The following is a 22318-nucleotide window of genomic DNA, read 5'->3' as shown; positions in this document are numbered from 1 at the left end:
GGGCGTGCGGTGGCGGGTGTGCGGTGCCCGGCGCCTACCGGAATGCGGCGAGGTGGGGCCGGGCCCAGTCGGCGAAGGTGCGCGGGGCGCGGCCGAGCAGGTGTTCGACGTCCGGGCTGACGTGCTGTTCGGCCGGGGTGGGCTCGCCGAGGATGCTCAGGGTGGTCTCCGCGACGGGCTCCGGCATGAGTCGGAGCAGGTGTGTCCGCGCCTCGTCCCGGGTCAGCTCGACGAACCGGACGGGCTCGCCGAGGGCCTCGGCGAGGTCGGCCGCCTGCCGGCGGGGCGTGACAGCGGCCGGGCCGGTCAGCCGATAGGTCCGGCCGGCGTGGTCGGCGCTGCCCGTGCCGAGTGCGAGGGCGGCCACCTCGGCGATGTCGTCCGGGTCCACGGACGGCAGGGCGACGTCGGCGAACGGCGCGGCGACGGTGCGGGTGGTGCGGACCGACTCGGCCCAGGCGTACGCGTTGGAGTGGAAGGCGCCCGGGCGCAGGATCGTCCACGCCAGGCCCGACTGCCGTACGGCGTCCTCGAAGGCCAGGCCGATCACCCCGTGCGACTGCGAGTCGGGCCGGGTCACCACGCCGAGCGAGGACAGCAGGACGACGCGGGTGATCCCGGCGGCCTTTGCGACGCCCAGGATCGCGTGCGGGTCCAGCAGGTGGGCGCTCGGGCCGCCGTTCTGCAGGAACAGCGCGTCGGCACCGTCGAACACCGTCCGGAGCGTTGTCGGATCGGCCAAGTCCGTGCGGTGGTGGGCCACTTGGTCGGGGACGTCGGCTGCCGTCAGGTGCCGGGACGTGGCGGTGGTCGGCGCGCCGGCCGCCGCCAGGGTCCGCACCAGCGAACCGCCCACGTTGCCGGTCGCGCCCGTCACTACGATCATGTCAACTCCCGTTGGTTGCGGTGTGGTTGATGCCTCGCCCGGGGTTCCTCGCCGGGCCGCAGGAGGACGCTAACAAGGCCGATACAGTAGGTACCTAGAGGAAAGCGACTACCCGTGGAGTGCGTGTGGCCACCGAGACCGACTGGGCGTCGGCCGCCGCGACCGACCCCGAACTCGCCTGCCCCACCAGCGCGGTGGTGGACATCGTGTTCAGCCGGTGGACCACGCCGATCCTGTGGACCCTGCACACGCACGGCCGGCAGCGCTTCGTCGAACTGGAACGGCGGATCGGCGGCATCACGGCGAAGGTCCTGACGCAGCGGCTGCGGCAGTTGGAACGCGACGGCATGCTCGTGCGGACGTACCACGCGGAAGTGCCGCCGCGCGTCGAGTACGAGATCAGCGAACTCGGCCGCAGCCTGGCCCCGCTGTTCGTCCACCTCGCCCAGTGGGCCGCGACGCACCTCGACGAGGTCGAGCGGGCGCGGGGCGAGTACGACGAGGCGGCTCGGTAGTTCGCTACGCGACGCGGCAGTAGAGGCGGTGCCCGAACTGCCCGGCGCCGGTGGCGAGGGCGGCGAGATCCTCCAGGATCGCGGTCGCGACGGCCGCATCGATGCTCTCGCCGTCCGCCGCGCGCAGTCGGGTCCAGGCGGTGGCGGCGGAGCGCAGGGCGACGGGTTCGGCGTCCGCGAGGGCGGCGGTAAGGCGGGGCGGGAGGGCGAAGACGAAGCAGCCGCCGTCGTCGTCCTGGTCGGCGACGACGCGGGGCTCGCCCGCGCTGTTGCCGGTCAACAGCTCCTCCCACTCGACCACGGCCTCCTCCGGGTCGAACCCGCCGAACGAGACGGAGGCGAACGCCTTTGCCGGGCCCACGAGTTGGGCTTCGCCGGCAGCGGCGTCGTTCGGTGCGGCGAAGAAGTCGATGATGGTGCTCATCGGACGATGCTGCCATTCGCCGCCCACAACGCCCGCCGCCCGGGCGGTGCTTGACGGTGCCCTGCGGTGCGCGAGAATCGGGCGCATGGTGACTGTGGGGTCGGTGGTGTTGGGCGTCGCGGACGTGGCGCGGGCGACGGCGTTCTGGACGGGGGCGCTCGGGTACGTGCCCAGGGAGGCGGGGCGGGAGGACTGGGTGGTGCTGGTGCCGGCCGCCGGGGGAGCGGGCGTCCAGGTCGCGCTCGGGCTCAGTGAGACGCCCGTGCAGGAGCATCCGCGCGTCCACCTGGACCTGTACGCGCGGGACGCCGCCGAGCAGGCCGCCGAGATCGAACGGCTGTTGGCGCTCGGCGCGCAGCACGTCGACTGGGACCGCTACCCCGAGGACCCGGACTTCGTCGTCCTCGCCGACACCGAGGGGAACCGCTTCTGCGTGATCGACACCAGCCACGCCTGACCCGCCGTTCGCGCGGAAAACCGCTGGTGGGGGCGGCGGCAGCGCTGGCAGGCTGCGCGGCATGGAGACATTGCGGGTGATGGTGATGCGTCGGGCCGCCGGGCAGATCTGGCCCGAGCAACTGCCGACGGCCGCGGCCGAGTTGCTGGCCGACGGGTACGACACGTCGCCGGCGCTGGTGGAGCTTGCCGGGTGCGGCGGTCGGGAGCGGGGCGACGAGCTGGAGCAGCTGTGGCACCGGGCGCTCGGCGAACTCGGCGTGGTGGAGCCCGAGTTGGACGAGGTGGAGCGCTGGGTGCTGCGCGACGTTGCCGCGCGGGTGGTCTCCGGAACGGTCGAACTGCCCGAAGTGGTCGCGGTTGTCGGCGGGTTGGAGTGCGCGGTCGAGGAAGCGGCGGCGTTGTTCGTCCGGGTCGTGGTGGAGGGCTGCTGCCAGTGGTGTGTCGCCGAGCTGATCGACGCGGGCCCGTCGGAGGTGCTCGCGGGCTGGGAGGCGAAGGTGCGGGCCGCTGCGGCCGCGCTGTCGGCGGAGCCGGTGCGGGTGGTCGCGCTGCGGTATCGGGCCGAGTGGGTGGCTGCCGGTGAACTGCCCATGGCAGCTGCGGAGTTGCTGGCCGAAGGCCACGAATCGCCGGCGCTGGTGGAGCTGGCCGGGTGCGGCGGTCGGGAGCGGGGCGACGAGTTGGAGCAGCTGTGGCACCGGGCGCTCGACGAACTCGGCATGCGGGAAACGGAGTCGGAGGAGTCGGCGGGGTGGGCGCTGCGCCAACTCGCCGCCCGCCTCGGTGCCGGGGCGATCGGCCTGCCCGACCTGGTGACGGCTGTCGCCGGGCTGGAAATCCCGAACGGTGAGCCGGAGTTGAGGTTCCGCCGGGCGGTGATGGAGGGCTGCTGCGAGCAGTGCCTCGTCGAGCAGGTCGGTGTCGGGCAGCCGGAGTCGCTCGCGGCGTGGGAGGCCGAGGTGCGGGCCGTTGCGGCGGCGCTGTCGGCGGACGGGCGGTGAGCGGGGTGCTGTCGCCGGAACGGGTGCGGGTGGTCGCGCTGCGGTATCGGGCGGGGGAGCTGGTCGCCGGTGAACTGCCGATGGCCGCTGCGGAGTTGGTGGCCGAGGGGTACGAGTCGGCGGCGCTGTACGACCTGGCCGGACGGGGACGGCGGGAGTCGGCGTCCGACCTGGAGCCGCTGCTGCGGCAGGTGCTGGACGAGTTCGGCGTGGCGTTTCCGGAGGCGGTGGACGGCGAGCGGTGGCTGCTGCACGAGCTGGCCGCTCGGCTGGGGGAGGGGCGTTTGACGACAGGGGAGTTCGCCGAAGCGGTGGGGCGCCGGGAGCTGTCGTGCGGCGAGGGCCGGGCGGAGGCGGTGCTGTTCGACGCGCTGGCCCCGTACTGCGACTGCTGCATCGGGCAGTGGACGCCCGAGGATCTCGCGGCGTGGGAGGCCGAGGTGCGGGCTGCTGCGGCGGCGCTGGCGGCAGACGGGTGGTGAGGGGGCGGGTGCTCTCCTGCGACTCCGCGAGCAGGTCGGGCTCCTCCGGTGCACGCCTCAGTCGGCCCAGCCTTCCGTGTTCGAGCGGGTCTCGTAGGAGTAGCGGGTGTCGCGGTCCCACTCCTCGCCGGTGATGCGCCTGTACGCCTCGTCCGGTGCGTAGAGGATCGGTTCGGCCCAGATGAGGTCCGTGGCGTAGGGGGTGAAGGCCGCGGGGGACTGCAGGACGCTGTCGAACACGGTGCGGCCTGCGGCGACAATCGCGGCGCGGGTGTAGAGGAAGGCGTCGTCGGACAGGTCGTGGCCGTACTCCTTGCGGTCCAGCCGGTGGAGCGCCCAGGACAGCTGTTCGGCGAAGCCGATCACCAGGGACAGCGGGGACCGGGCAAGCCGCTCGGTCAGGGCGGCTGCGAGGAGCACGGCGTCAGGGTCGTCCTCCGCGGGCGTGCAGTCCTCGATGAGCTGCCAGAAGGCGTCTTCGTTCATGCCGCAGAGCATGGGGCAGGGGTCTGACAGCCCTGCGCCGGCGCCGGTGCCCGGCGGGGTCAGTCGAGTGCGGTGGGGGTGGCGTCGGGGGCGAGGCCGAGGACGCGGTCGAGGTAGGGGTTGGCGAACAGGCCGGTGGGGTCGAGGGTGTCGCGCAGGGCGGTGAAGTCGTCGTAGCGCTCGTAGCGGGGGCGCAGGGCCGCCGCGTCGAGGTTGTGGACCTTTCCCCAGTGCGGGCGGCCGCCGAAGTCGGCGAGGATCCGTTCGCAGGCCTCGAAGTACCGGCGGTGGGGCATCCGGTGGTACTGGTGGAAGGCGATGTAGCAGTTCTCGCGTCCGTGGGCGGTGGACAGCCAGATGTCGTCGGCGGCGACGAACCGGACCTCCAGGGGGAAGGACACCCGCTCGTCGTGGCGGTCGATCCAGCGGTGGATCTCCCGCAGCGCCTCGGTGGCGTGCTCCCTCGGTATGGCGAACTCGCCTTCCAGGAAGCGGACTTCGCGCGGCGAGGCGAAGACCCGGTAGGACAGGTCGGTCCACTCGCGGGCGGACATCGCCTTCGCGGCGAAACGGGCGATCGGGCGGACGGTGGCCGGGAAGCGGGTGCCGATCCGGCACATCGCCTCGAAGGCGGGGCCGTTCAGGGCCGCGTCGAGCCGGCGGGTGAGCGCGGGGATCGGGCGCAGCGGCGTCTCGCCGGGCAGCCGGGTGAAGCGGCGGGTCAGCGCGGTCGTGCTGTGCGGGAACCAGAAGAACTCGAAGTGGTCGGCGGATTCGGCGAGTTCGGGCAGCCCGGCGAGCACCTCGGCGACCGGGACGGCGCTGTCCCGGGCGTGCAGGGCGTACAGCGGCACGCACTGGAGCGTCACCTCGGTGATCACGCCGAGCGCTCCCAGGCCGACCCGGGCGGCGGCGAACAGCTCCGGCCGCTCGGTCGCCGAGCAGCGGACCAAAGTGCCGTCGGCCAGGGCGAGTTGGAGCGCGCGCAACTGGGTGGCGAGGCCGCCGAAGCGCACCCCGGAGCCGTGCGTGCCGGTCGAGATCGCGCCGGAGACGGTCTGCCGGTCGATGTCGCCGAGGATCTCCATCGCCAGCCCGTGCTCGGCCAGCAGCGGGTTCAGCTTCCACAGCGGCATGCCCGCGCCGACGGTCACCAGGCCGGTCGCCCGGTCCGCGGACACCAGCCGGTCCAGGGCGTCCATCCGCAGCTGGACGCCCGGGGCGACGGCGGCCGGGCTGAACGAGTGCCCGGCGCCGACGGCCTTGACCCGGTGCCCGTCCCGCACGGCGGCGGTGATCGCGGCGGCGACCTCCTGCGCGTCCCGGGGGTGCGCCACCCGCACCGGCCGCGCCTGCTCGTTGCCTGCCCAGTTGCGCCACCCGGGCGTGGTGTCCGGCGTCATCTCCGGTGTCCTCTCGGCTCGTTGATGGACGGAAGCGTGCTGCGGACGCCCGTCCAAGTCAAGAGACCTGGACGCTTGACTTGGACAGATGAACAAGTCAGGGTGGCGGTCTCCCGGCACCCGGCAGGCTCGGCACGCCGCAGGCCCGCACGCCCGAAGGAAGGGCCGCCCATGACCATCGAACGAGTGCGGCAGGCGACCGCCGGACTGCGTCCGCCGTTCGCCGCCGTCGACCTGGAAGCACTGGACGCCAACGCCGCGCAGCTCACCCGCCGGGCCGCCGGCAAGCCGATCCGGCTGGCCAGCAAGTCCCTGCGCTGCCGGGCGCTGATCGACCGGACACTGCGCCGCCCCGGCTTCCACGGCGTCCTGGCGTTCACCCTGCCCGAGGCGCTCTGGCTGGCCCGGACCCTCGACGAGGAGCTCGGCGACATCCTCGTCGGCTACCCGTGCGCCGACCCCGACGCACTGCGCGAACTCGCCGACGACGAACGGGCGGCGGCCAGGATCGTGCTGATGGCCGACTCCGTCGAGCACCTCGACCTGGCCTGCGCGGCCACCGGCCCGCACAGCCCGCCGCTGCGGATCTGCCTCGACCTGGACGCCTCACTGCGGCTGCTCGGCGGCAGGCTCCACCTCGGCATGCGCCGCTCCCCGCTGCACGCGCCCGACGCGGCCGCCGAACTGGCCCGCGCGGTCGTCGCCCGGCCGCGGCTGCGGCTGGCCGGCGTGATGTCCTACGAGGGCCAGATCGCCGGAGTCGCCGACGACCGCCCGGGCACACCGCTGCACCGCGGCGCGGTCCGGCTGGTGCAGCGCGCCTCCGCCCGCGAGCTGGCCCGACGCCGGGCCGCGGCGGTGCGCGCCGTCCTCGACGTGGCGCCCCTCGCCTTCGTCAACGGCGGCGGCACCGGCAGCCTGGAAAGCACCGCCGCCGAGGCCGCCGTCACCGAACTCGGCGCGGGATCCGGCCTGTTCGCGCCCACCCTGTTCGACCACTACCGCGCCTTCGACCCCGCCCCGGCCGCGTACTTCGCGCTCACCGTGGCCCGCCGCCCCGCGCCCGGCCTGGTCACCGTCCTCGGCGGCGGCTGGACCGCCTCCGGCCCCGCCGGGCCGGACCGGCTGCCGACACCCGTCCACCCCGGCGGGCTGCGACTGCTCCCGCAGGAAGGCGCGGGCGAGGTCCAGACCCCGCTGGCCGGCCCGGCCGCCGACCGGCTGCGCCTCGGCGACCGGGTCTGGTTCCGGCACGCCAAGGCCGGCGAACTGTGCGAGCGCGTCGACCGGCTCTACCTGGTGGACGGCGACCGCGTCGTCGACGAAGTCCCCACCTACCGGGGCGAAGGACGGGCCTTCCTGTGACCGCGACCCGCTGAGGTAGCGTGCCCGGTGCCCGCCCAGCCGCCACCCCCGATCCTCCTGGAGTCCGCATGACCCGCCGTTCGGCCGACGAGCGCCGCGAGCAACTGATCGAGGCAGCGATCCGGGTCATGATCCGCGACGGCGTCGCCAAGGCCACCACCCGCGCCGTCGTCGCGGAGGCCGGGCTGCCGCTCGGGGCGTTCCACTACTGCTTCCGCTCCAAGGAGGAGCTGCTGCAGAGCGTCATCGAGCGGATCATGGTCCGCGCCCTCGCCCCCGTCGCCGCGGCCGGCGTCGAGGGCGCCCCGGTCGCCGAGATCGTCCGGGCCGGCCTGCACACCTACTGGGAGCGGATCCGGCAGAGCCCCGACGAGCACCTGCTGACCTACGAACTCACCCAGTACGCGCTGCGCCAGCCCGGCCTGGCCGACCTGGCGCGGCGTCAGTACGCCCACTACCTCGACGTGACCCGCGAGTCGCTGGAGACGATGGCGCGCCTGGCCCGGATCGAGTGGAGCGTGCCGATCGCGGTGCTGGCCCGCTACGGGCTGGGCGTCCTGGACGGCCTCACCCTGACCTGGCTGATCGACCGCGACGACGAGCACGCCGTCGCCGCCCTGGACGAGCACGCTGCCTACCTGGCCTCGATCGCCGGGCCGCCGGCCGACCACTGATCGGACGGTCCGCCCTCCCTGCGAACCCGCGCCGTGACGCCGGGGAGCGTCACGGCGCGGCGACGGGTCAGGAGAACTGCCCCGGCACGTAGTCGCCCGCCGGCTGGCGGACCATCACATTGATCCGGTTGTAGGTGTTGATCAGCGCGATCACCCCGATCAGCGCCACCAGCTGCTCCTCGTCGTAGTGCTTGGCGGCCTCCGCCCAGGCCTCGTCGCTGACCCCGCCCGCCGCGTCGGCGATCCGGGTGCCCTGCTCGGTCAGCTCCAGCGCGGCGCGCTCGGCATCGGTGAAACAGGTCGCCTCCCGCCACACCGCGACCAGGTTCAGCCGCTGCTGGGACTCGCCCGCGTGCACGGCGTCCTTGATGTGCATGTCGGTGCAGAAACCGCAGCCGTTGATCTGGCTGGCCCGCAGCTTCATCAACTCCTGGGTCGCCATCGGCACCCCGGATCCGCTCACCGCGGCGCCGACCGAGTTGAGGTGGCGGATGATCTTCCCGGCGAGCGGGCTGGCGAAGTAGTTCAGACGTGCGTCCACGGTGGGCTCCTTCTCGTGTGGGCTTCTGCAAGGACTGACCCCGCCGCACCCCCGGATGTGACCGCCTGTGGATGTGACGCCCGTCACGCCGACCGATTGCGCCCGTTCGGCCGCACCGCCGGCCCCGGCCGGGCCCTCGCCGACCGCAGCGGCCGCTGCGCATAGGGTGGGCGGCGAAGCAGACCGGCACACACGGAGGCGAGGACGCGGCATGGCACTCGACCGGGAGGTGCCGCTGATCGCGGCCCCGATGGCAGGCGGACCCACCACCCCCGAACTCGTCGCCGCCGTCAACAGCGCGGGTGGCCTCGGCTTCCTCGCCGCCGGCTACCGCACGGTGGACGCCACGCTCGAACAGATCCGCCGCACCCGCGAACTGACCGACCGCCCCTTCGGCGTCAACCTGTTCGTGCCCGCGCCGCCCTCCGACCCCGAGGCGGTGGCCGCCTACCGCGAGCACCTGCGGCCCGAAGCCGAGCAGCGGGGCGTCGAACTGCCCGCCGCGATCCGCGCCGACCGCGACGACTGGGACGCCAAACTCGACGCGCTGCTCCGCGAACCCGTCGCCCACGTCTCCTACACCTTCGGCCTGCCCGGCCGCGACGAGGCCGCCGCACTCCGCGCCGCCGGCATCCGCCAACTCGGCACCGTCACCACCCCCGACGAGGCCCGCGCCGCCACCGCACTCGGCCTGGACGCCCTCGTCGTCCAAGGACCGGAGGCCGGCGGCCACCGCGGCACCCACCGCGCCGAGGACACCCCCGGCACCCTCCCGCTGCTCCAACTCCTCGCCGCCGTACGGGAAGTGACCCCGCTCCCGCTGATCGCCGCCGGCGGCCTCGGCGACGGCCCGGCCATCGCCGCCGCGCTGCGCGCCGGAGCGGCGGCCGTCCAACTCGGCACCGCCTACCTGCGCACCGACGAATCCGGCGCCAACCCCGCCCACCGCCGCGCCCTGGTCGAGATCCCCGACACCGTCGTCACCCGCGCCTTCACCGGCCGCCCCGCCCGCGCCCTGCGCAACGCCTTCACCGACCGCCACGACGCCCACGCCCCCGCCGCGTACCCCGAGGTCCACCACCTCACCCAGCCGCTGCGCGCCGCCGCCGCCCGCCACGGCGACACCTCCGGCATGCACCTGTGGGCCGGCACCGCCCACGCGCTGGCCCGCGAGGGCGGCGCGGCGGAGCTGACCCGCGCGCTGTGGGCGCAGGCGCAGCGGGCGTGAGCGCCGCAGACCGCCCGACGCCCCCGTCCGCGAGAAACGGAGCCACCATGGCCGAGCGGCCCTACGTCCTGCTGAGCGTCGCCACCTCCGTCGACGGGTACATCGACGACACCTCGCCGCAGCGGCTGCTGCTGTCGAACGCCGAGGACTTCGACCGGGTCGACCGGGTGCGCGCGGAGTCGGACGCGATCCTGGTCGGCGGGAACACGCTGCGGACGGACGACCCGCGGCTGCTGGTCAACAGCGCGGAGCGGCGGGCCGGGCGGGTGGCGGCCGGGAAGCCGGAGCACCCGTTGAAGGTGACGGTCACGGCGGGCGGCGGCCTCGACCGGGAGCTGAGGTTCTGGCACTTCGGCGGCGAGAAGGTCGTCTACACCACCGACGCCGCGGCGGCGAAGCTGCGGCGGACGCTGGACGGCCTGGCGGAGGTGGTGGCCCTCGGCGCGGACGTCGACTTCGGGGCCATGCTCGACGACCTGGCGGCGCGCGGGGTGCAGCGGCTGATGGTGGAGGGCGGCGGGCGCATCCACACCCAGTTCCTGGCGCTGGGCCTCGCCGACGAGATCCAGCTGGCGCTGGCGCCGCTGCTGGTCGGCGAGGCCGCCGCGCCGCGCTTCGTGCACCCGGCGGCGTTCCCCGGCGGGAGCACGCACCGGATGCGGCTGCTGGGGGTGGAGACGGTGGGGGACGTGGTGCTGGTGCGGTACGCGCCGAAGGGGTAGCGAGGCCCCCGGTGTGCGCGCCGTCCCCGGTCGGTCGGTGCGGCCGGGTAGTTGGCGCGTTCAGGTCATCTTTGGGTGGGTCCGCGCCAACTGTCCTGTCGCCCCGGGGCCGGCCGGGTCGGACGCCGCCACACTGCAGGTCCGAGGAACCGGATCCGGACGCCGAGGGCGGGCGACACGGCACGGCATCTCCGGGCGGCAGACCACGCGCGGCGGGGGCCTTCCGGCGCGAACCGGGCAAGAATCATCGACCCCGTGCACGCCGCCGTCAGCAGAACGAGCGTGAACCCCTGCACCGTGCCGGCGCGGTCCGGCCGAGGAACGGCGACGTGGCACCCCGCTCAACCACGGAACGGCGACTCGTCAACCGTCACGAACTCCGGAGAGTGGAGGGAACGTTCATGATCAGAACGAAGACCGCGACAGCACTCGGCGCGCTCTGCCTGGCTGCGGCCGGCGTCTCCGTCGCGGCGACGCCCGTCTCGGCCACGTCCGTCGCGGCGTCGTCCGTCTCGGCGGGGCAGCAGGGCCAGGCCGGCCTCCTGGGCATCGGCACCCGGATCAACACGCTGGTCGACACCCCGCTGTACTTCGGCCCGGGGCTGAGCACCCCGCAGGTCGGCGTGGCCTGGGCCGGCGACAACGTGGCCGGCATCTGCCAGATCTACGACAACAACAACAAGCGCCTGGTCCTGGGCATCGAGCGCCCCGGCCGCAACGGTGTCCAGTGGGCCAACACGGCCGGCTACATCTGGGACGACTTCATCTTCCAGAACACCGCCGGCTTCCCCTCCTGCCTGAGCTACGGCCCGAGGGTCACCCCGATCCGCAACACCACGATCTATTCGGGCCAGGGTCTGAGCACCCCGGCCGTCGGGGTCGCCTGGGCCGGCGACGACGTGGAGGGCATCTGCAAGGTCAACGACAACAACGGCAAGCGGATGGACCTGGTCATCGAACGTCCGGGCCGCAACGGCATCCAGTGGGCCAACAGCGCCGGGTACGTGTGGGACCTCGACATCGCCGAGAACACCAATTCCCTGCCAGACTGCGGCACCGTGTAGCTCCTGGACACGCAGGAACCCCGGGCCGGTGCACCGACCCGGGGTTCCTGCGCGCCACTGGGCCGCGCGCGAGGCGTGGCTTCGGGACCGGGCGGTCACGCGCTCGGCCGCGGGGCGGCCCGGACGATGAACCGGGTCGGGGTCATGGCCGGGGAGCCGTCACAGGTGGTGGACGGTGGAGGTCTCCTCCGCCCAGAGCCAGTTCACCGGCTGGTGGCGCTTCTTGGCGGCGTTGCGGGCCTTGGCGATGCCGGACAGCGCGGCCTCGACGGCGGCGGGGAGGTCGGCGAGGTCGGCGGGGACGGGGATGCGCAGCACGAAGTGCTGCTTGCGGTGGGTGAGGAGGAGCTCGCCGGCGGGGGTGCAGTCGAGCAGGGTGAAGTGGACCAGCGGTTTGAACGGCTTGTCGGCGGTGGACACCCGGGCCCGCAGCGCTCCGTCGGCGGTCCAGGCGTACAGGCCGTAGCGGTTGAGGTGGAAGGCGCGGGCGCGGTGCGGGTCGGCGGCGACGGTGAAGTCGAAGCCGGTGAACGGGCTGTCGTTGTGGAGGTGCAGGCCGCCGAGGCGGCCGCGGACGGCGCCGTCGCTGTCGAGCAGGGTGAAGCTGAACTCCTGGCCGCGGCTGCCGGAGCGGAAGGTGTGGCCGTAGACGGGGACGACGAACAGGTCGTCGCCGAGGGCGGACGGCCGGGTCATGAACGACCGGTCGTAGCCGTACAGGGTGCGGTGCGTGCCGGTGAGCTCGGTGAGGGCCTCGGCCAACGACGGCGAGGGGCGGTTGGCCCCCAGCACCGGCGCGTCGCCGAACACGACGTGCGGCTGGGCGTCGGCGCCGGTCTGACGGGGCGTCCGGGAGGTCAGGGTGGCGATCGCGCGCAGCCGCGGCTTGTGGCCGGGGGCGAGCACGTCGCCGGGCTCGGTGACGGCGACCAGGTTGAGGATCGCGCCGGCCCAGTTGTCGACCTTGTACTCGGAGGTCGTGCACAGCAGCCGCCCGTTCGGCGTGACCGCGACCGACGCGGCGAACGGGTCGCCCGCCGGGCCGTCCACGAGCATGCCCGCCGTGGGCATCGGCCAGCCGGCCCGCACCTCGTCCAGCCCGGGGGAGACCAGGTGGGTGCTGCCGGGCCTGGTGCTGACCGCCAGCGAGCCGTCCGGGAGCACCGCCAGGTTCGCGTCGCTGCCCCAGCCGACGGTCGCCACCCGGCCGTCCGAGTGCTGCTCCAGCACGGCGGTGGCGACGGGCGTCCCGTCGGCGTCGTAGCGGGTGATCATCCGCTCGCTGAAGCCGGGCAGCGCCGGGTCGCGGGGGTACCGGTCGTGCCGCCACAGGATGCTCAGCACGTAGGTGTCCCCGGCCGGGGTCGCCACCGCGTGCTCCGCCTTCATGCCCCAGTCGTGGGCCTCCGGATCGAGGCCGTGGCGTCGGACCAGCGAGGCGGGCACGGTAACGGGAAGCAGCGTCATGCCGGACATTCTTTCGGGTGCCGCCGACAGCGCCTGACGCCCCGTGGCCGACGCCGCCCTGCTCGCCGAACCCACCCCGGGCGCCGCCCGCGCGGTACGGGGCGCCCGCCGGTGTCCGTCGACCGCTCGTCCACCTGCTGCCCCACCGAGGTCAACCGGGGGAGGTAGGGGTGGTCTCCGGCTACCGCGCCGGTTGTACAGGATTCCTCGAACGGCCGGCGGATTCGCGGCGCACAGCGCCTCCCTACGGTGGCTTCCATGACATCGAAGAAGACGAGCACGTCCGGTTCGCGCATCGTTTCGATCCTGGGCACGGCCGCCGCCTTTCTCGGCGCCGCCCTGGCCGCGCCCGCAGCGGCGGCCGCCGACAGCCCCGCGACCGTGGGTACGGCAGCGGTGAACTGCAAGGGCGGACGCGCGGTCACCTACTGGGTCACCGGCGGCAGCACCGGATCGGGCCTGGTCTACCTGAACGTCGGCGGTGGCAGCAGGAAGGGGGCGAAGGTCATCACCTGGCCGTGGTCGGGCGGCAAGGGCAACGAGAAGTGGTGCCTGACCGACGCGCCCCAGGGCGGCTACAACCTGCGCCCCTGGGACGCCCGCCACCTGTGCCTGGACGTTCCCGCCGGCCGCTACAAGGAGGGGCAGGGCCTGATCGTCTGGGACTGCAACAACGGCAAGAACCAGGCCTTCAGCATCCGCCAGAGCCAGGGCTTCTACCTCATCAGCCCGTGGGAGAACGGGGGCCTGTTCGTGCATCGGGGCGCGAACGCCGAGGGCAGTCAGGTCTCCCTCTGGAAGCACCAGAACTGGAACGCCCGCTGGCGTTAGGCCGTTCTTCGGCGTCCTGCGACGCGAGGATGCCGAAGCCGAGCCGGGCGGCGCAGTGCCGGGCGGCCAGGCGCGGCCGGTGCATCGGCGCGGCGCTCGGCGGCCAGGGCGCTCACCTCGTCCGGCGCGGCCCCTGGGCGGCAGGACGTCGAAGGCCCGCACCTCCGCCTCGCGGTTCTCCTCCGATGCGAAGGCACCCCGCACTAATCGGTGTCGGTGGCCGCGAGGACCGCGAGGCGGCGGCCGTCCGGGGTGAGGGCGGCGAGGGCGCGGTCCCAGGCGATGTGGGCGAACCAGGTGGAGGTGGGGGCGGCGAAGGTGAACCAGCGGCAGGCGGTGGCGCGGGACTCGGCGGTGGCGGGGGTGGCGTCGGCGAGGGCGGTGAGGGACTGCCAGGCGGCGAGCCGGCCGTAGGCGCCGCGCACCCCCTCGTCGTAGGCGCCGCCGCAGGAGGCCGCGCCGAACAGCACCCGCCAGGCCTCGGCGGGCGGGCAGGTGGAGACGGCGAGGGTGCCGGCCGTCGTGCCGGCCAGGCAGTCCAGGCCGAGGGCGAGCAGCGCGGCGCCGACGGCGTCGGCGGGCAGCGGCTCGGCGAACTCGAACACCCGGGCCTCGATCTCGCCGTTCGACTCCTCCGTCCAGTCGGCGAAGGCCCGGCCCAGCTCGGCGGCGGCCTCCGGCGTGGTGGTCTCGACGGCGGGCGGCAGCGCCCCCGCCCGGCGGACCGTCAACGGCTCGCCCGCCGACGAGGCGTCCGGCAGCGTGTGGACGGTGCCGGACGCGGAGTAGCTCGGCAGGTCGGCGAGGATCTCCAGCGGCGAGCGGGTCAGCGGCAGGGCGCCCAGCGGGTGGTGGGCGAGGTGCGGGGCGCTCGCCCCGGCGAGGATGCCGGGGAGGGCGGCGAGGTCCGCGCCGCGCAGCACCAACTCGTGGACCAGGCAGGCCCGCAGCTCGTCCGAGGCGGGGCCGGTGAACGCCTGCGCGAGGTCCTCGGGGTGCTGCCCGGACGCCAGCAGCGAGGCCGCGAGCCGCACGCGGGCGTGGACGGTGGGTCGGTCGGCGGCCAGCAGGCGCAGCGCCTGGCGGACGTTCTCGGCGGCGGGCGTGATGGCCAGCAGCCGCAGCGAGTGGTCGAAGACGCTGCGGTACTGCCACACCCGGTCGGCCTCGTCGAGGTGCTCGGACACGGCGAGGCCGAGGTCGGCGAGGAAGGCGGCGTCGCCCTTCCCGAGTCGTTTCTCGGCCAGCGCGCAGACCTTGCTGACGCTGTTCGACTTCGGGAGCGCGGCCACCAGGCCGGCGATGCGGGCGGTGCGGTCGGTCACGAGGGCCGAGCCTACGCACCCACCGCCCGCCCGTTCATCCGATTATCGGGATGCCAGCAGGTCGCCCATCCAGGACTCGATGCCGTCCACCGTGCGGGGCAGCGCGCCGGACATCAGCCGGGCGCCGTCGGCGGTGATGACCAGGTCGTCCTCGATGCGGATGCCGATGCCGCGCAGCGCGGGCGGCAGCGCGAGGTCGTCGGGCTGGAGGTACAGGCCGGGCTCGACGGTGAGCACCATGCCCTCCCGCAGGACGCCGTCCAGGTACGTCTCGGCGCGGGCCTTCGCGCAGTCGTGGACGTCCAGGCCGAGCATGTGGCCGCTGGCGCACAGCGTCCAGCGGCGGTACAGGCCGGAGTCCTCGCGCAGCGCCTGCTCGGCGGGGACGGGCAGCACGCCCCACTCGGCCAGGCCCTCGGCGATCACCCGCATCGCGGCGCGGTGGAAGTCGCGGAAGGACGCGCCGGGGCGCAGCGCGGCGATGCCGGCGTTCTGCGCGGCCAGCACGAGTTCGTAGGCGTCGCGCTGGGCGGGGGAGAAGGTGCCGGACAGCGGCAGGGTGCGGGTGATGTCGGCGGTGTAGAGGGTGTCGGTCTCCACGCCCGCGTCCAGCAGCAGGAGTTGGGAGGGGTCGAGCGGGCCGTCGTTGCGGATCCAGTGCAGCATGCAGGCGTGCGCGCCGGAGGCGACGATGGTCTCGTAGCCGGTGCCGTTGCCCTCCGCGCGGGCCCGGGCGTTGAACGCGCCCTCCAGCACGCGCTCGCCGCGGTGGTGGCGCAGGGCGGCGGGCAGGGCGCGGACCACGTCGGCGAAGCCGGCGGCGGTGTGGTCGACCGACAGCTGGAGCTGGGCGACCTCCCACTCGTCCTTGATCAGGCGCAACTCGGAGAGCGCGGCGGCGAGTTGGCCGTCGCGGACGGCCTCCTCGGCGGATGGGCGGCCGGCCAGGGCGTCCAGCGCGGGGTCGACGCCGGACAGCACGCGGGTGGGGACGGAGCCGGTGAACAGCTTCGGCAGCTCGTCGAGGTGCGCGGTGCGCAGGCCGGTGAGGTTCGCGGCCTCGGCCAGGTCGGGGCGGCGGCCGACCCAGAACTCGCCGTAGCGGCGGTCGCGGAAGAACTCGCCGGAGCCGTCGCCCCGGTCCGAGCGCGGGCGCAGGTACAGCACGCTCTCGCCGTCGGGCTCGACCACCAGGACGTGGCCGACCTGCTCCTCGCCGGTCAGCCCGGTCAGGTGCGCGTAGGCGCTGTGCGGGCGGAAGCGGTAGTCGCAGTCGTTGCTGCGGACCTTCAACTGCCCGGCGGGGACGAGCAGTCGCTCGCCCGGGAAGGCGGCGGCGATCCGCGCCCGGCGGTCCGGGAAGTACGCGTGCCCGGGGACGCGGGCGTCGGCGGGCAGCGGGGTGGCGTCCCAGCGGTCGGACATGAAGGCGGCCAGGGCGGGGGAGACGGGCAGGTCGTGGCTGCCGGTGTGCAGGGCGTTCGGGTCGGTCATCGCGGGGAGTTCCTCCGTCAACTGACTTGGTGGGTAAGGAAATTGCACTGCTGAGCGGCGGGCAAGGACACGGCTCGGTAACGGTCCGGCCGTCTCGTTGCGCAGTGCAATTTCACATTACTATGTTACGGGTCACACCTCAGGGTGGGCCAGCCCCCGGCGGCACGGATCCCCGGTAGAGCGGCCCCCAGTCTCGGAGTGCACCCATGAACAGGCGTACCCACGCCGCCCTCGCGGCGGCCCTCGCGACCTCGCTCACCCTCGCCCTCGGCGCGTGCAGCGGCGGCGGAAACGACGACGGCGACACCGGCGGCGGGCAGGGAGTGACCACCGCGGGCGACGGCATCATCGGCGGAACCCCGGTCAGGGGCGGCACCCTGACCATCCTGTCGAACCAGGACTTCGAGCAGCTCGACCCCGCCCGCAACTGGACCATGCCCGTGATGGACGTCGGCGTGCGCATGCTCTACCGCACCCTGACCACCTTCAAGGCCGCCCCCGGCGCCGAAGGACTCAAGCTCGAACCCGACCTGGCCACCGACACCGGCACCCCCAGCGACGGCGCCAGAACGTGGACCTTCCACCTGAAGGACAACCTCGCCTACGAGGACGGCACCCCGATCACCGCGGACGACATCAAGTACGGCGTCGAACGCTCGTACTCGCCGGAGCTGCCCGGCGGCCCCGACTACGCGGTGCGCTACCTGAACGCCCCGGCCGGCTACCGCGGCCCGCTGGGCGGCGAACGCCTCGGCAAGGAGGCCATCGAGGTCCCCGACGCCAAGACCATCGTCTTCCACCTCAAGCGCCCGGTCGCCGAGTTCGCCTACACCGCCACCCTGTCCACCTTCTCGCCCGTCCCCAAGGCCAAGGAGGCCGGCGCCAACTACTCCAACCACCCGGTCTCCTCCGGCCCCTACCGGATCGAGAGCTACGACCGCGGCAAGCGCATGGTGCTGGTCCGCAACACCCACTGGGACCAGGCCACCGACCCGGTCCGCAAGGCCTACCCCGACAAGATCGTGGTCGAGCAGACCCTCAAGGGCTCCGGCATCGCCGACCGGCTGATCGCCGACCAGGGCGACGACCGGAACGCCGTCTCCTACGTCGACCTGCTGCCCTCGAAGATCTCCGAGGTGCTCACCAACCCCGACGTCAAGAAGCGGCTGGTCAGCGAGAACGCCGGCTGCACCACCAAGCTGGACATGAACACCACCAAGGCGCCGTTCGACAACGCCAAGGTCCGCCTGGCCATGCAGTACGCGGTGGACAAGGAGTCCTTCGCCGCCGCCATGGGCGGCCCCGCCTTCAACGACATCGCCACCAGCTACCTGCCGCCGGTGCTCACCGCCGGCGCCCCCGTCGACCACTTCATGATCAAGCCGGGCGGCGACCCCGAGAAGGCCAAGCAGCTGCTCGCCGAAGCGGGCTTCCCGAACGGCTTCGCCACCGAAATGGTCACTTCCACCGGCGGCAAGCCGCAGGCCGAGGCCATCCAGGCCGCCCTGAAGCGGGCCGGGGTGGACGCCACCATCACCACCGTCGACCCCACCGCCGTCAACTCCATCGTCGGCGACAAGGCCAAGCAGCCCGGACTCGCCAGCCTCGGCTGGTGCCCCGACTACCCCTCCGCCGCGACCTTCCTGCCGATGATCTTCGACGGCCGGGCGATCAAGGACAAGGGCAACCAGGGCAACATGACCCGCTTCGACGACCCCGCCGTCAACGCCGAACTCGACCGGATCGCCGGCCTGGAGGACCTGCAGAAGGCCAACGCCGCCTGGCTCGCCCTGGACGCCAGGATCATGGACGCCTCGCCCGCCGTCCCGCTGGTCTGGGCGCGCAAGCCCGTCCTGGTCGGCTCCAACATCGCCGGCGCCTACGCCCACCCGGTCTGGGCCGGCCAGCTCGACTACGCGGCCATCGGCCTCAAGTCCGTGAACTAGAGCGGGAGTCGACCACCATGACCGCACCCCCCACCCAGCCGGCGGAGGAGATCGCCGAGGCCCCCGCCTCCCCCTGGAAACTCGCCCTGCACCGCCTGCGCCGCCGCAAGTCCGCCCTCGTCGGAGCCGGCATCATCGCCTTCTTCGTGCTCGCCGCCGCGCTCGCCCCGCTGCTCACCGCGATCAGCGGCACCCGCCCCGACACCGTCGACAAGAAAGCCGTCGACCCCTACCTCGGCGGCCTGCCCCGCGGCGCCCTCGGCGGCATCAGCGCCGACCACTGGCTCGGCGTCGAACCCCTGCTCGGCCGCGACATCTTCGCCCGCCTCCTCCACGGCGCCCGGATCAGCCTGCTGGTCGCCTTCGCCGCCGCCCTGCTGATCACCCTCATCGGCACCGCCCTCGGCATCACCGCCGGCTACTTCGGCGGCCGCGTCGACGCCCTGATCAGCCGGTTCATGGACGTCATGATGTCCTTCCCCAGCCTGATCTTCATGATCGCGCTGCTCTCCGTCGCCCGGGACGTCAACCGCGTCGTGCTGCTCATCGGCGTCATGTCGCTGTTCTCCTGGCCCTACATCGCCCGCGTGGTCCGCGGCCAGACCCTCTCGCTCAAACACCGCGAATACGTCGAGGCCGCCCGGGCCGGCGGCACCCGCGACGCCCGCATCCTGTTCGGCGAGATCCTGCCCAACCTCACCGGCACGATCGTCGTCTACGTCACCCTCGCCGTCCCCGGACTGATCGGCACCGAGGCCGCGCTCAGCTTCCTCGGCGTCGGCATCCGCCCGCCCACGCCCTCGTGGGGCCAGATGATCTCCGACGCGGTGCTCTACTACAAGGTCGACCCGATGTTCTTCGTGCTGCCCAGCGCCTGCCTGTTCCTGGTGGTCCTGGCCTTCACCCTGCTCGGCGACGCCCTGCGCGACGCGCTCGACCCGAAGGGCAGCCGGGCATGATCGGATACCTGCTGCGCCGGCTCGCCGCGATGGCCGCCACCCTGCTGATCGTCTGCGCGCTCACCTTCGCCGTCTTCTACCTGCTCCCCAGCGACCCCGCCGCCCAGTTCTGCGGCAAGGACTGCTCCACCGAACGCGTCGAACTCGTCCGGCAGCAACTCGGCCTCGCCGACCCGCTGATCGTCCAGTTCTGGCACTACGTCACCGGCGTCTTCGCCGGGCAGACCCTCGGCACCGGCTCCTACGCCGTCCGGTGCGACTTCCCCTGCTTCGGCTACTCCTTCCAATCCGCCCAGCCCGTCTGGGAGTTGATGACCGACCGGCTGCCCACCAGCGCCTCGCTCGCCATCGGCGCGGCCGTCCTGTGGCTGATCCTCGGCCTCGGCGCCGGCGTCGTCTCCGCCCTGCGCCGCGACACCTGGCTCGACCGCACCCTGATGGTCGGCACCATCGGCATCGCCGCCCTGCCGGTCTACTTCACCGCGATGATCCTGCTCTACGCGGTCGTCACCGTCGCCGGCCTCCTCCCCTACCCCCGCTACATCGCCTTCGGCGAGAACCCCGGCGGCTGGGTCGCCAACCTGATCCTCCCGTGGATCACCCTCGCCCTGCTGAACGCCGCCATCTACGCCCGGATGACCCGCAACTCCGTCATCGAGACGCTCGCCGAACCGTACGTCCGCACCGCCCGCGCCAAAGGCCTCCCCGAACGCCGGGTGGTCGGCCGGCACGGCCTGCGCCCCGCCCTCACCCCCGTCGCCACCATGCTCGGCATGGACCTCGGCGGACTGCTGGCCGGTGCCCTGATCACCGAATCGCTGTTCGGCCTCCCCGGCGTCGGCAAACTCTTCGCCGACTCCCTCAACAAGTCCGACCAACCGGTGATCATGGGCGTGACGCTGCTCGCCTCCTTCTTCATCGTCACCTCCAACCTGGTCGTGGACCTCGTCTACGCCTGGATCGACCCGAGGGCGAGGCTGTCATGACCCACCCGCTGCTCGCTGTACGCGACCTGACCGTCGACTTCGCCACCCCCGAAGGCACCGTCCGCGCCGTCCACGGCATCGACTTCACCGTCGAACGCGGACGCACCCTCGGCATCGTCGGCGAATCCGGCTCCGGAAAGTCCGTCACCTCCCTCGCCGTCATGGGCCTGCACCGCGGCGCCACCGTCACCGGCTCCGCCGCACTCGACGGCGCCGAACTCATCGGCGCCCCCGAGGCACGGCTGCGCGCCCTGCGCGGCCGCCGGATCGCCATGGTCTTCCAGGACGCCCTCACCGCCCTGCACCCCTACTTCACCGTCGGCGACCAGATCGCCGAGGCCTACCGCCACCACTTCGGTGGCACCCGCCGCGCCGCCCACGCCCGCGCCGTCGAGGTGCTCGGCGACGTCGGCATCCCCGAACCCGCCCGCCGCGCCCGCGAACACCCGCACCAGTTCTCCGGCGGCATGCGCCAACGCGCCATGATCGCCCTCGCGCTGTCCTGCGAACCCGACCTGATCATCGCGGACGAACCCACCACCGCCCTGGACGTCACCGTCCAGGCCCAGGTGCTCGACCTGCTGGCGCGCCTCCAGCAGCAACACGGACTCGGCATCGTCCTGATCACCCACGACCTCGGCGTGATCGCCCGCGCCGCCGACGACGTCCTCGTCATGTACGGCGGCGCCGCCGTCGAACAGGCCCCCGCCGACACCCTGTTCAGCGCCCCGCGCCACCCCTACACCCGCGGCCTGCTCGACTCCCTGCCCCGCCTCGACGCCGACGACGGCACCGCCCTGCGCGCCATCCCCGGCGCCCCGCCCTCGCTGCTCGCCCCGCCCGCCGGCTGCGCCTTCCACCCGCGCTGCCCCCGCTGGGCGGCCACCGCCGACCCCCGCTGCACCGGCGACCGGCCGCTGCCGCGCACCGTCGCCGACGGCCACCGCAGCGCCTGCGTCCTCGACGAGGTGACCGCATGACCACCGAGACCGCCCACCCGGCCGACCGCGCCCAACCCGCCGCCACCGACGCCCTGCTGAGCGTCCGCGACCTCGGCATGACCTTCCCCGGCGCCCGCGGCGCCCTGCGCCGCCTCCCCGGCGTGCGGGCCGTCGACGGCGTCAGCTTCGACGTCCGCCCCGGCGAGACGCTCGGACTGGTCGGCGAATCCGGCTGCGGGAAGTCCACCACCGGCCGCATGCTGGTGCGGCTGCTCGACCCGACGGACGGCACGGTCGCCTTCCGCGGCCAGGACATCACCCGCACCCCGCAGAGCCGGCTGCGGCCGCTGCGCAGCAAGTTCCAGATGATCTTCCAGGACCCGTTCGCCTCGCTGAACCCGCGGCACAGCGTCCAGCAGATCATCGCGGCCCCGCTGCGCGCCCAGGGGGCCTCCGCCGCCGTGACCGCCCGCGAGACCCGCGACCTGATCCGGCTGGTCGGGCTCGCCCCCGAACACCTGGAGCGCTACCCGCACCAGTTCTCCGGCGGCCAGGCCCAACGCATCGGCATCGCCCGCGCGCTCGCCACCCGCCCCGAACTCGTCGTCGCCGACGAACCCGTCTCCGCGCTCGACGTCTCCATCCAGGCGCAGATCGTCGGCCTGATGGAACGCCTGCAGGCCGAACTCGGCGTCGCCTACGTGTTCATCGCCCACGACCTCGCCGTGGTCAAGCACATCAGCCACCGGGTCGCCGTGATGTACCTCGGCCGGATCGTCGAACTCGGCGACAAGGACGACGTCTACCGGCGCCCCGCCCACCCCTACACCAGGGCGCTGCTGTCCGCCGTCCCGCTGCCCGACCCCGCCGCCGAACGCGCCCGCGAACGCATCGTGCTGCTCGGCGACCCGCCCAGCCCCGCCGCCCCGCCCCCCGGCTGCACCTTCCACCCCCGCTGCCCCAAGGCCCGCGACCGCTGCCGCACCGAGGCGCCCGCGCTCACCCCCGACAGCCCCACCCGGCAGGTCGCCTGCCACTACCCCGAGACCTGACCGTCCCGTCCCCGAAGCTCCGCCCCGGCCGGCCGTCCTCCCGCTTCCGCGGCCGGCCGGGGCGGGA

23 protein-coding genes are annotated in these 22318 nt (G+C 73.5%); 15 read left to right on the top strand and 8 right to left on the bottom strand.

Annotated elements, in window-relative coordinates; translation table 11 throughout:
• Window positions 1-34: 34 nt before the first annotated feature.
• A complete protein-coding gene (locus ACWEMJ_RS08355) occupies window positions 35-886 on the bottom strand; it encodes an NAD(P)H-binding protein (protein ID WP_452136180.1) in 852 nt (283 codons plus the stop codon).
• A gap of 125 nt (window positions 887-1011) precedes the next feature.
• On the opposite strand from ACWEMJ_RS08355, the gene ACWEMJ_RS08350 reads away from it, so the two are divergent.
• Window positions 1012-1401 (top strand): winged helix-turn-helix transcriptional regulator, encoded by a 390-nt coding sequence (locus ACWEMJ_RS08350; RefSeq protein ID WP_452136179.1) that lies wholly within the window; start codon window positions 1012-1014, stop codon window positions 1399-1401.
• 4 nt (window positions 1402-1405) lie between these two features.
• Here the strand turns inward: ACWEMJ_RS08350 and ACWEMJ_RS08345 are convergent, their stop codons facing one another.
• Entirely contained in the window at window positions 1406-1825 is a 420-nt protein-coding gene (locus ACWEMJ_RS08345) for a hypothetical protein (RefSeq protein WP_452136178.1), read from the bottom strand.
• A gap of 85 nt (window positions 1826-1910) precedes the next feature.
• Here ACWEMJ_RS08345 and ACWEMJ_RS08340 point away from each other — a divergent pair, with 85 nt between their 5' ends.
• The 3 genes from ACWEMJ_RS08340 to ACWEMJ_RS08330 all read left to right on the top strand — a co-directional run bounded on the left by ACWEMJ_RS08340 (window position 1911) and on the right by ACWEMJ_RS08330 (window position 3767).
• Window positions 1911-2282, top strand: a complete 372-nt coding sequence (locus ACWEMJ_RS08340) for a VOC family protein (protein WP_452136177.1) — start codon at window positions 1911-1913, stop codon at window positions 2280-2282.
• Window positions 2283-2343: 61 nt separating this feature from the next.
• Window positions 2344-3285, top strand: coding sequence for a hypothetical protein (locus ACWEMJ_RS08335; RefSeq protein ID WP_452136176.1), 942 nt, complete (start codon window positions 2344-2346; stop codon window positions 3283-3285).
• Complete coding sequence (locus ACWEMJ_RS08330) at window positions 3282-3767, top strand: hypothetical protein (RefSeq protein ID WP_452136175.1); 486 nt, start codon at window positions 3282-3284, stop codon at window positions 3765-3767. The genes ACWEMJ_RS08335 and ACWEMJ_RS08330 overlap by 4 nt, the downstream gene beginning before the upstream one ends.
• Window positions 3768-3824: 57 nt before the next feature.
• Here ACWEMJ_RS08330 and ACWEMJ_RS08325 read toward each other — a convergent pair whose 3' ends face one another.
• Both ACWEMJ_RS08325 and ACWEMJ_RS08320 read right to left on the bottom strand, forming a co-directional pair.
• Window positions 3825-4253, bottom strand: a complete 429-nt coding sequence (locus ACWEMJ_RS08325; protein ID WP_452136174.1) for a DUF4240 domain-containing protein — start codon at window positions 4251-4253, stop codon at window positions 3825-3827.
• A 59-nt stretch (window positions 4254-4312) separates the two neighbouring features.
• On the bottom strand, window positions 4313-5656 hold the full coding sequence (locus tag ACWEMJ_RS08320; protein WP_452136173.1) for a D-arabinono-1,4-lactone oxidase: 1344 nt from the start codon (window positions 5654-5656) through the stop codon (window positions 4313-4315).
• A 171-nt stretch (window positions 5657-5827) separates the two neighbouring features.
• On the opposite strand from ACWEMJ_RS08320, the gene ACWEMJ_RS08315 reads away from it, so the two are divergent.
• Together ACWEMJ_RS08315 and ACWEMJ_RS08310 are read left to right on the top strand one after the other, a co-directional pair.
• On the top strand, window positions 5828-7021 hold the full coding sequence (locus ACWEMJ_RS08315) for an alanine racemase (RefSeq protein ID WP_452136172.1): 1194 nt from the start codon (window positions 5828-5830) through the stop codon (window positions 7019-7021).
• 68 nt (window positions 7022-7089) lie between these two features.
• On the top strand, window positions 7090-7695 hold the full coding sequence (locus tag ACWEMJ_RS08310; RefSeq protein ID WP_452136171.1) for a TetR/AcrR family transcriptional regulator: 606 nt from the start codon (window positions 7090-7092) through the stop codon (window positions 7693-7695).
• A gap of 67 nt (window positions 7696-7762) precedes the next feature.
• Here the strand turns inward: ACWEMJ_RS08310 and ACWEMJ_RS08305 are convergent, their stop codons facing one another.
• Window positions 7763-8236 (bottom strand): carboxymuconolactone decarboxylase family protein, encoded by a 474-nt coding sequence (locus tag ACWEMJ_RS08305; protein WP_452136170.1) that lies wholly within the window; start codon window positions 8234-8236, stop codon window positions 7763-7765.
• Window positions 8237-8447: 211 nt separating this feature from the next.
• Between ACWEMJ_RS08305 and ACWEMJ_RS08300 the strand changes: the two genes are divergently transcribed.
• The 3 genes from ACWEMJ_RS08300 (at window position 8448) to ACWEMJ_RS08290 (ending at window position 11250) form a co-directional block, all read left to right on the top strand.
• Window positions 8448-9464, top strand: coding sequence for a nitronate monooxygenase (locus tag ACWEMJ_RS08300; RefSeq protein ID WP_452136169.1), 1017 nt, complete (start codon window positions 8448-8450; stop codon window positions 9462-9464).
• 47 nt (window positions 9465-9511) lie between these two features.
• A complete protein-coding gene (locus ACWEMJ_RS08295; protein WP_452136168.1) occupies window positions 9512-10186 on the top strand; it encodes a RibD family protein in 675 nt (224 codons plus the stop codon).
• A gap of 401 nt (window positions 10187-10587) precedes the next feature.
• Entirely contained in the window at window positions 10588-11250 is a 663-nt protein-coding gene (locus tag ACWEMJ_RS08290; RefSeq protein ID WP_452136167.1) for a hypothetical protein, read from the top strand.
• A 159-nt stretch (window positions 11251-11409) separates the two neighbouring features.
• Here ACWEMJ_RS08290 and ACWEMJ_RS08285 read toward each other — a convergent pair whose 3' ends face one another.
• On the bottom strand, window positions 11410-12717 hold the full coding sequence (locus ACWEMJ_RS08285; RefSeq protein WP_452136166.1) for a hypothetical protein: 1308 nt from the start codon (window positions 12715-12717) through the stop codon (window positions 11410-11412).
• Window positions 12718-12975: 258 nt separating this feature from the next.
• On the opposite strand from ACWEMJ_RS08285, the gene ACWEMJ_RS08280 reads away from it, so the two are divergent.
• On the top strand, window positions 12976-13548 hold the full coding sequence (locus ACWEMJ_RS08280) for an RICIN domain-containing protein (protein ID WP_452136165.1): 573 nt from the start codon (window positions 12976-12978) through the stop codon (window positions 13546-13548).
• 203 nt (window positions 13549-13751) lie between these two features.
• Here the strand turns inward: ACWEMJ_RS08280 and ACWEMJ_RS08275 are convergent, their stop codons facing one another.
• The gene (locus ACWEMJ_RS08275; protein WP_452136164.1) at window positions 13752-14873 is read right to left on the bottom strand and encodes a DUF6183 family protein; all 1122 of its coding nucleotides are present in this window, start codon (window positions 14871-14873) and stop codon (window positions 13752-13754) included.
• 42 nt (window positions 14874-14915) lie between these two features.
• The gene (locus ACWEMJ_RS08270) at window positions 14916-16367 is read right to left on the bottom strand and encodes an aminopeptidase P family protein (protein WP_452136163.1); all 1452 of its coding nucleotides are present in this window, start codon (window positions 16365-16367) and stop codon (window positions 14916-14918) included.
• Between the two features lie 206 nt (window positions 16368-16573).
• On the opposite strand from ACWEMJ_RS08270, the gene ACWEMJ_RS08265 reads away from it, so the two are divergent.
• Genes ACWEMJ_RS08265 through ACWEMJ_RS08245 form a run of 5 tightly spaced genes read left to right on the top strand, consistent with a single transcriptional unit; the run spans window position 16574 to window position 22251 of the window.
• The gene (locus ACWEMJ_RS08265) at window positions 16574-18313 is read left to right on the top strand and encodes an ABC transporter substrate-binding protein (RefSeq protein WP_452136162.1); all 1740 of its coding nucleotides are present in this window, start codon (window positions 16574-16576) and stop codon (window positions 18311-18313) included.
• 17 nt (window positions 18314-18330) lie between these two features.
• On the top strand, window positions 18331-19272 hold the full coding sequence (locus ACWEMJ_RS08260) for an ABC transporter permease (RefSeq protein WP_452136161.1): 942 nt from the start codon (window positions 18331-18333) through the stop codon (window positions 19270-19272).
• Complete coding sequence (locus tag ACWEMJ_RS08255) at window positions 19269-20258, top strand: ABC transporter permease (protein ID WP_452136160.1); 990 nt, start codon at window positions 19269-19271, stop codon at window positions 20256-20258. Before ACWEMJ_RS08260 ends, ACWEMJ_RS08255 begins: the two co-directional genes overlap by 4 nt.
• Window positions 20255-21238: an ABC transporter ATP-binding protein gene (locus tag ACWEMJ_RS08250; protein WP_452136159.1), complete on the top strand. Its 984-nt coding sequence runs from the start codon at window positions 20255-20257 to the stop codon at window positions 21236-21238. Before ACWEMJ_RS08255 ends, ACWEMJ_RS08250 begins: the two co-directional genes overlap by 4 nt.
• On the top strand, window positions 21235-22251 hold the full coding sequence (locus ACWEMJ_RS08245; RefSeq protein WP_452136158.1) for an ABC transporter ATP-binding protein: 1017 nt from the start codon (window positions 21235-21237) through the stop codon (window positions 22249-22251). The genes ACWEMJ_RS08250 and ACWEMJ_RS08245 overlap by 4 nt, the downstream gene beginning before the upstream one ends.
• Window positions 22252-22318 lie beyond the last annotated feature (67 nt).

The sequence above is a fragment of the Kitasatospora sp. NPDC004531 genome, assembly GCF_053602195.1.
The sequence above is the reverse complement of the archived record's forward strand: the minus strand, read 5'-3'. Positions and strand labels throughout refer to the sequence as shown.

Excerpts from the sequence above, each read along its gene's own strand:
- ACWEMJ_RS08325 (WP_452136174.1), bottom strand. The coding sequence starts at position 4,253 with ATGAACGAAGACGCCTTCTGGCAGCTCATCGAGGACTGCACGCCCGCG.
- ACWEMJ_RS08345 (WP_452136178.1), bottom strand. The coding sequence starts at position 1,825 with ATGAGCACCATCATCGACTTCTTCGCCGCACCGAACGACGCCGCTGCC.
- ACWEMJ_RS08355 (WP_452136180.1), bottom strand. The coding sequence starts at position 886 with ATGATCGTAGTGACGGGCGCGACCGGCAACGTGGGCGGTTCGCTGGTG.
- ACWEMJ_RS08285 (WP_452136166.1), bottom strand. The coding sequence starts at position 12,717 with ATGACGCTGCTTCCCGTTACCGTGCCCGCCTCGCTGGTCCGACGCCAC.
- ACWEMJ_RS08320 (WP_452136173.1), bottom strand. The coding sequence starts at position 5,656 with ATGACGCCGGACACCACGCCCGGGTGGCGCAACTGGGCAGGCAACGAG.
- ACWEMJ_RS08260 (WP_452136161.1), top strand. The coding sequence starts at position 18,331 with ATGACCGCACCCCCCACCCAGCCGGCGGAGGAGATCGCCGAGGCCCCC.
- ACWEMJ_RS08270 (WP_452136163.1), bottom strand. The coding sequence starts at position 16,367 with ATGACCGACCCGAACGCCCTGCACACCGGCAGCCACGACCTGCCCGTC.
- ACWEMJ_RS08340 (WP_452136177.1), top strand. The coding sequence starts at position 1,911 with ATGGTGACTGTGGGGTCGGTGGTGTTGGGCGTCGCGGACGTGGCGCGG.
- ACWEMJ_RS08300 (WP_452136169.1), top strand. The coding sequence starts at position 8,448 with ATGGCACTCGACCGGGAGGTGCCGCTGATCGCGGCCCCGATGGCAGGC.
- ACWEMJ_RS08290 (WP_452136167.1), top strand. The coding sequence starts at position 10,588 with ATGATCAGAACGAAGACCGCGACAGCACTCGGCGCGCTCTGCCTGGCT.
- ACWEMJ_RS08310 (WP_452136171.1), top strand. The coding sequence starts at position 7,090 with ATGACCCGCCGTTCGGCCGACGAGCGCCGCGAGCAACTGATCGAGGCA.
- ACWEMJ_RS08265 (WP_452136162.1), top strand. The coding sequence starts at position 16,574 with ATGAACAGGCGTACCCACGCCGCCCTCGCGGCGGCCCTCGCGACCTCG.
- ACWEMJ_RS08280 (WP_452136165.1), top strand. The coding sequence starts at position 12,976 with ATGACATCGAAGAAGACGAGCACGTCCGGTTCGCGCATCGTTTCGATC.
- ACWEMJ_RS08315 (WP_452136172.1), top strand. The coding sequence starts at position 5,828 with ATGACCATCGAACGAGTGCGGCAGGCGACCGCCGGACTGCGTCCGCCG.
- ACWEMJ_RS08255 (WP_452136160.1), top strand. The coding sequence starts at position 19,269 with ATGATCGGATACCTGCTGCGCCGGCTCGCCGCGATGGCCGCCACCCTG.
- ACWEMJ_RS08250 (WP_452136159.1), top strand. The coding sequence starts at position 20,255 with ATGACCCACCCGCTGCTCGCTGTACGCGACCTGACCGTCGACTTCGCC.
- ACWEMJ_RS08335 (WP_452136176.1), top strand. The coding sequence starts at position 2,344 with ATGGAGACATTGCGGGTGATGGTGATGCGTCGGGCCGCCGGGCAGATC.
- ACWEMJ_RS08245 (WP_452136158.1), top strand. The coding sequence starts at position 21,235 with ATGACCACCGAGACCGCCCACCCGGCCGACCGCGCCCAACCCGCCGCC.
- ACWEMJ_RS08295 (WP_452136168.1), top strand. The coding sequence starts at position 9,512 with ATGGCCGAGCGGCCCTACGTCCTGCTGAGCGTCGCCACCTCCGTCGAC.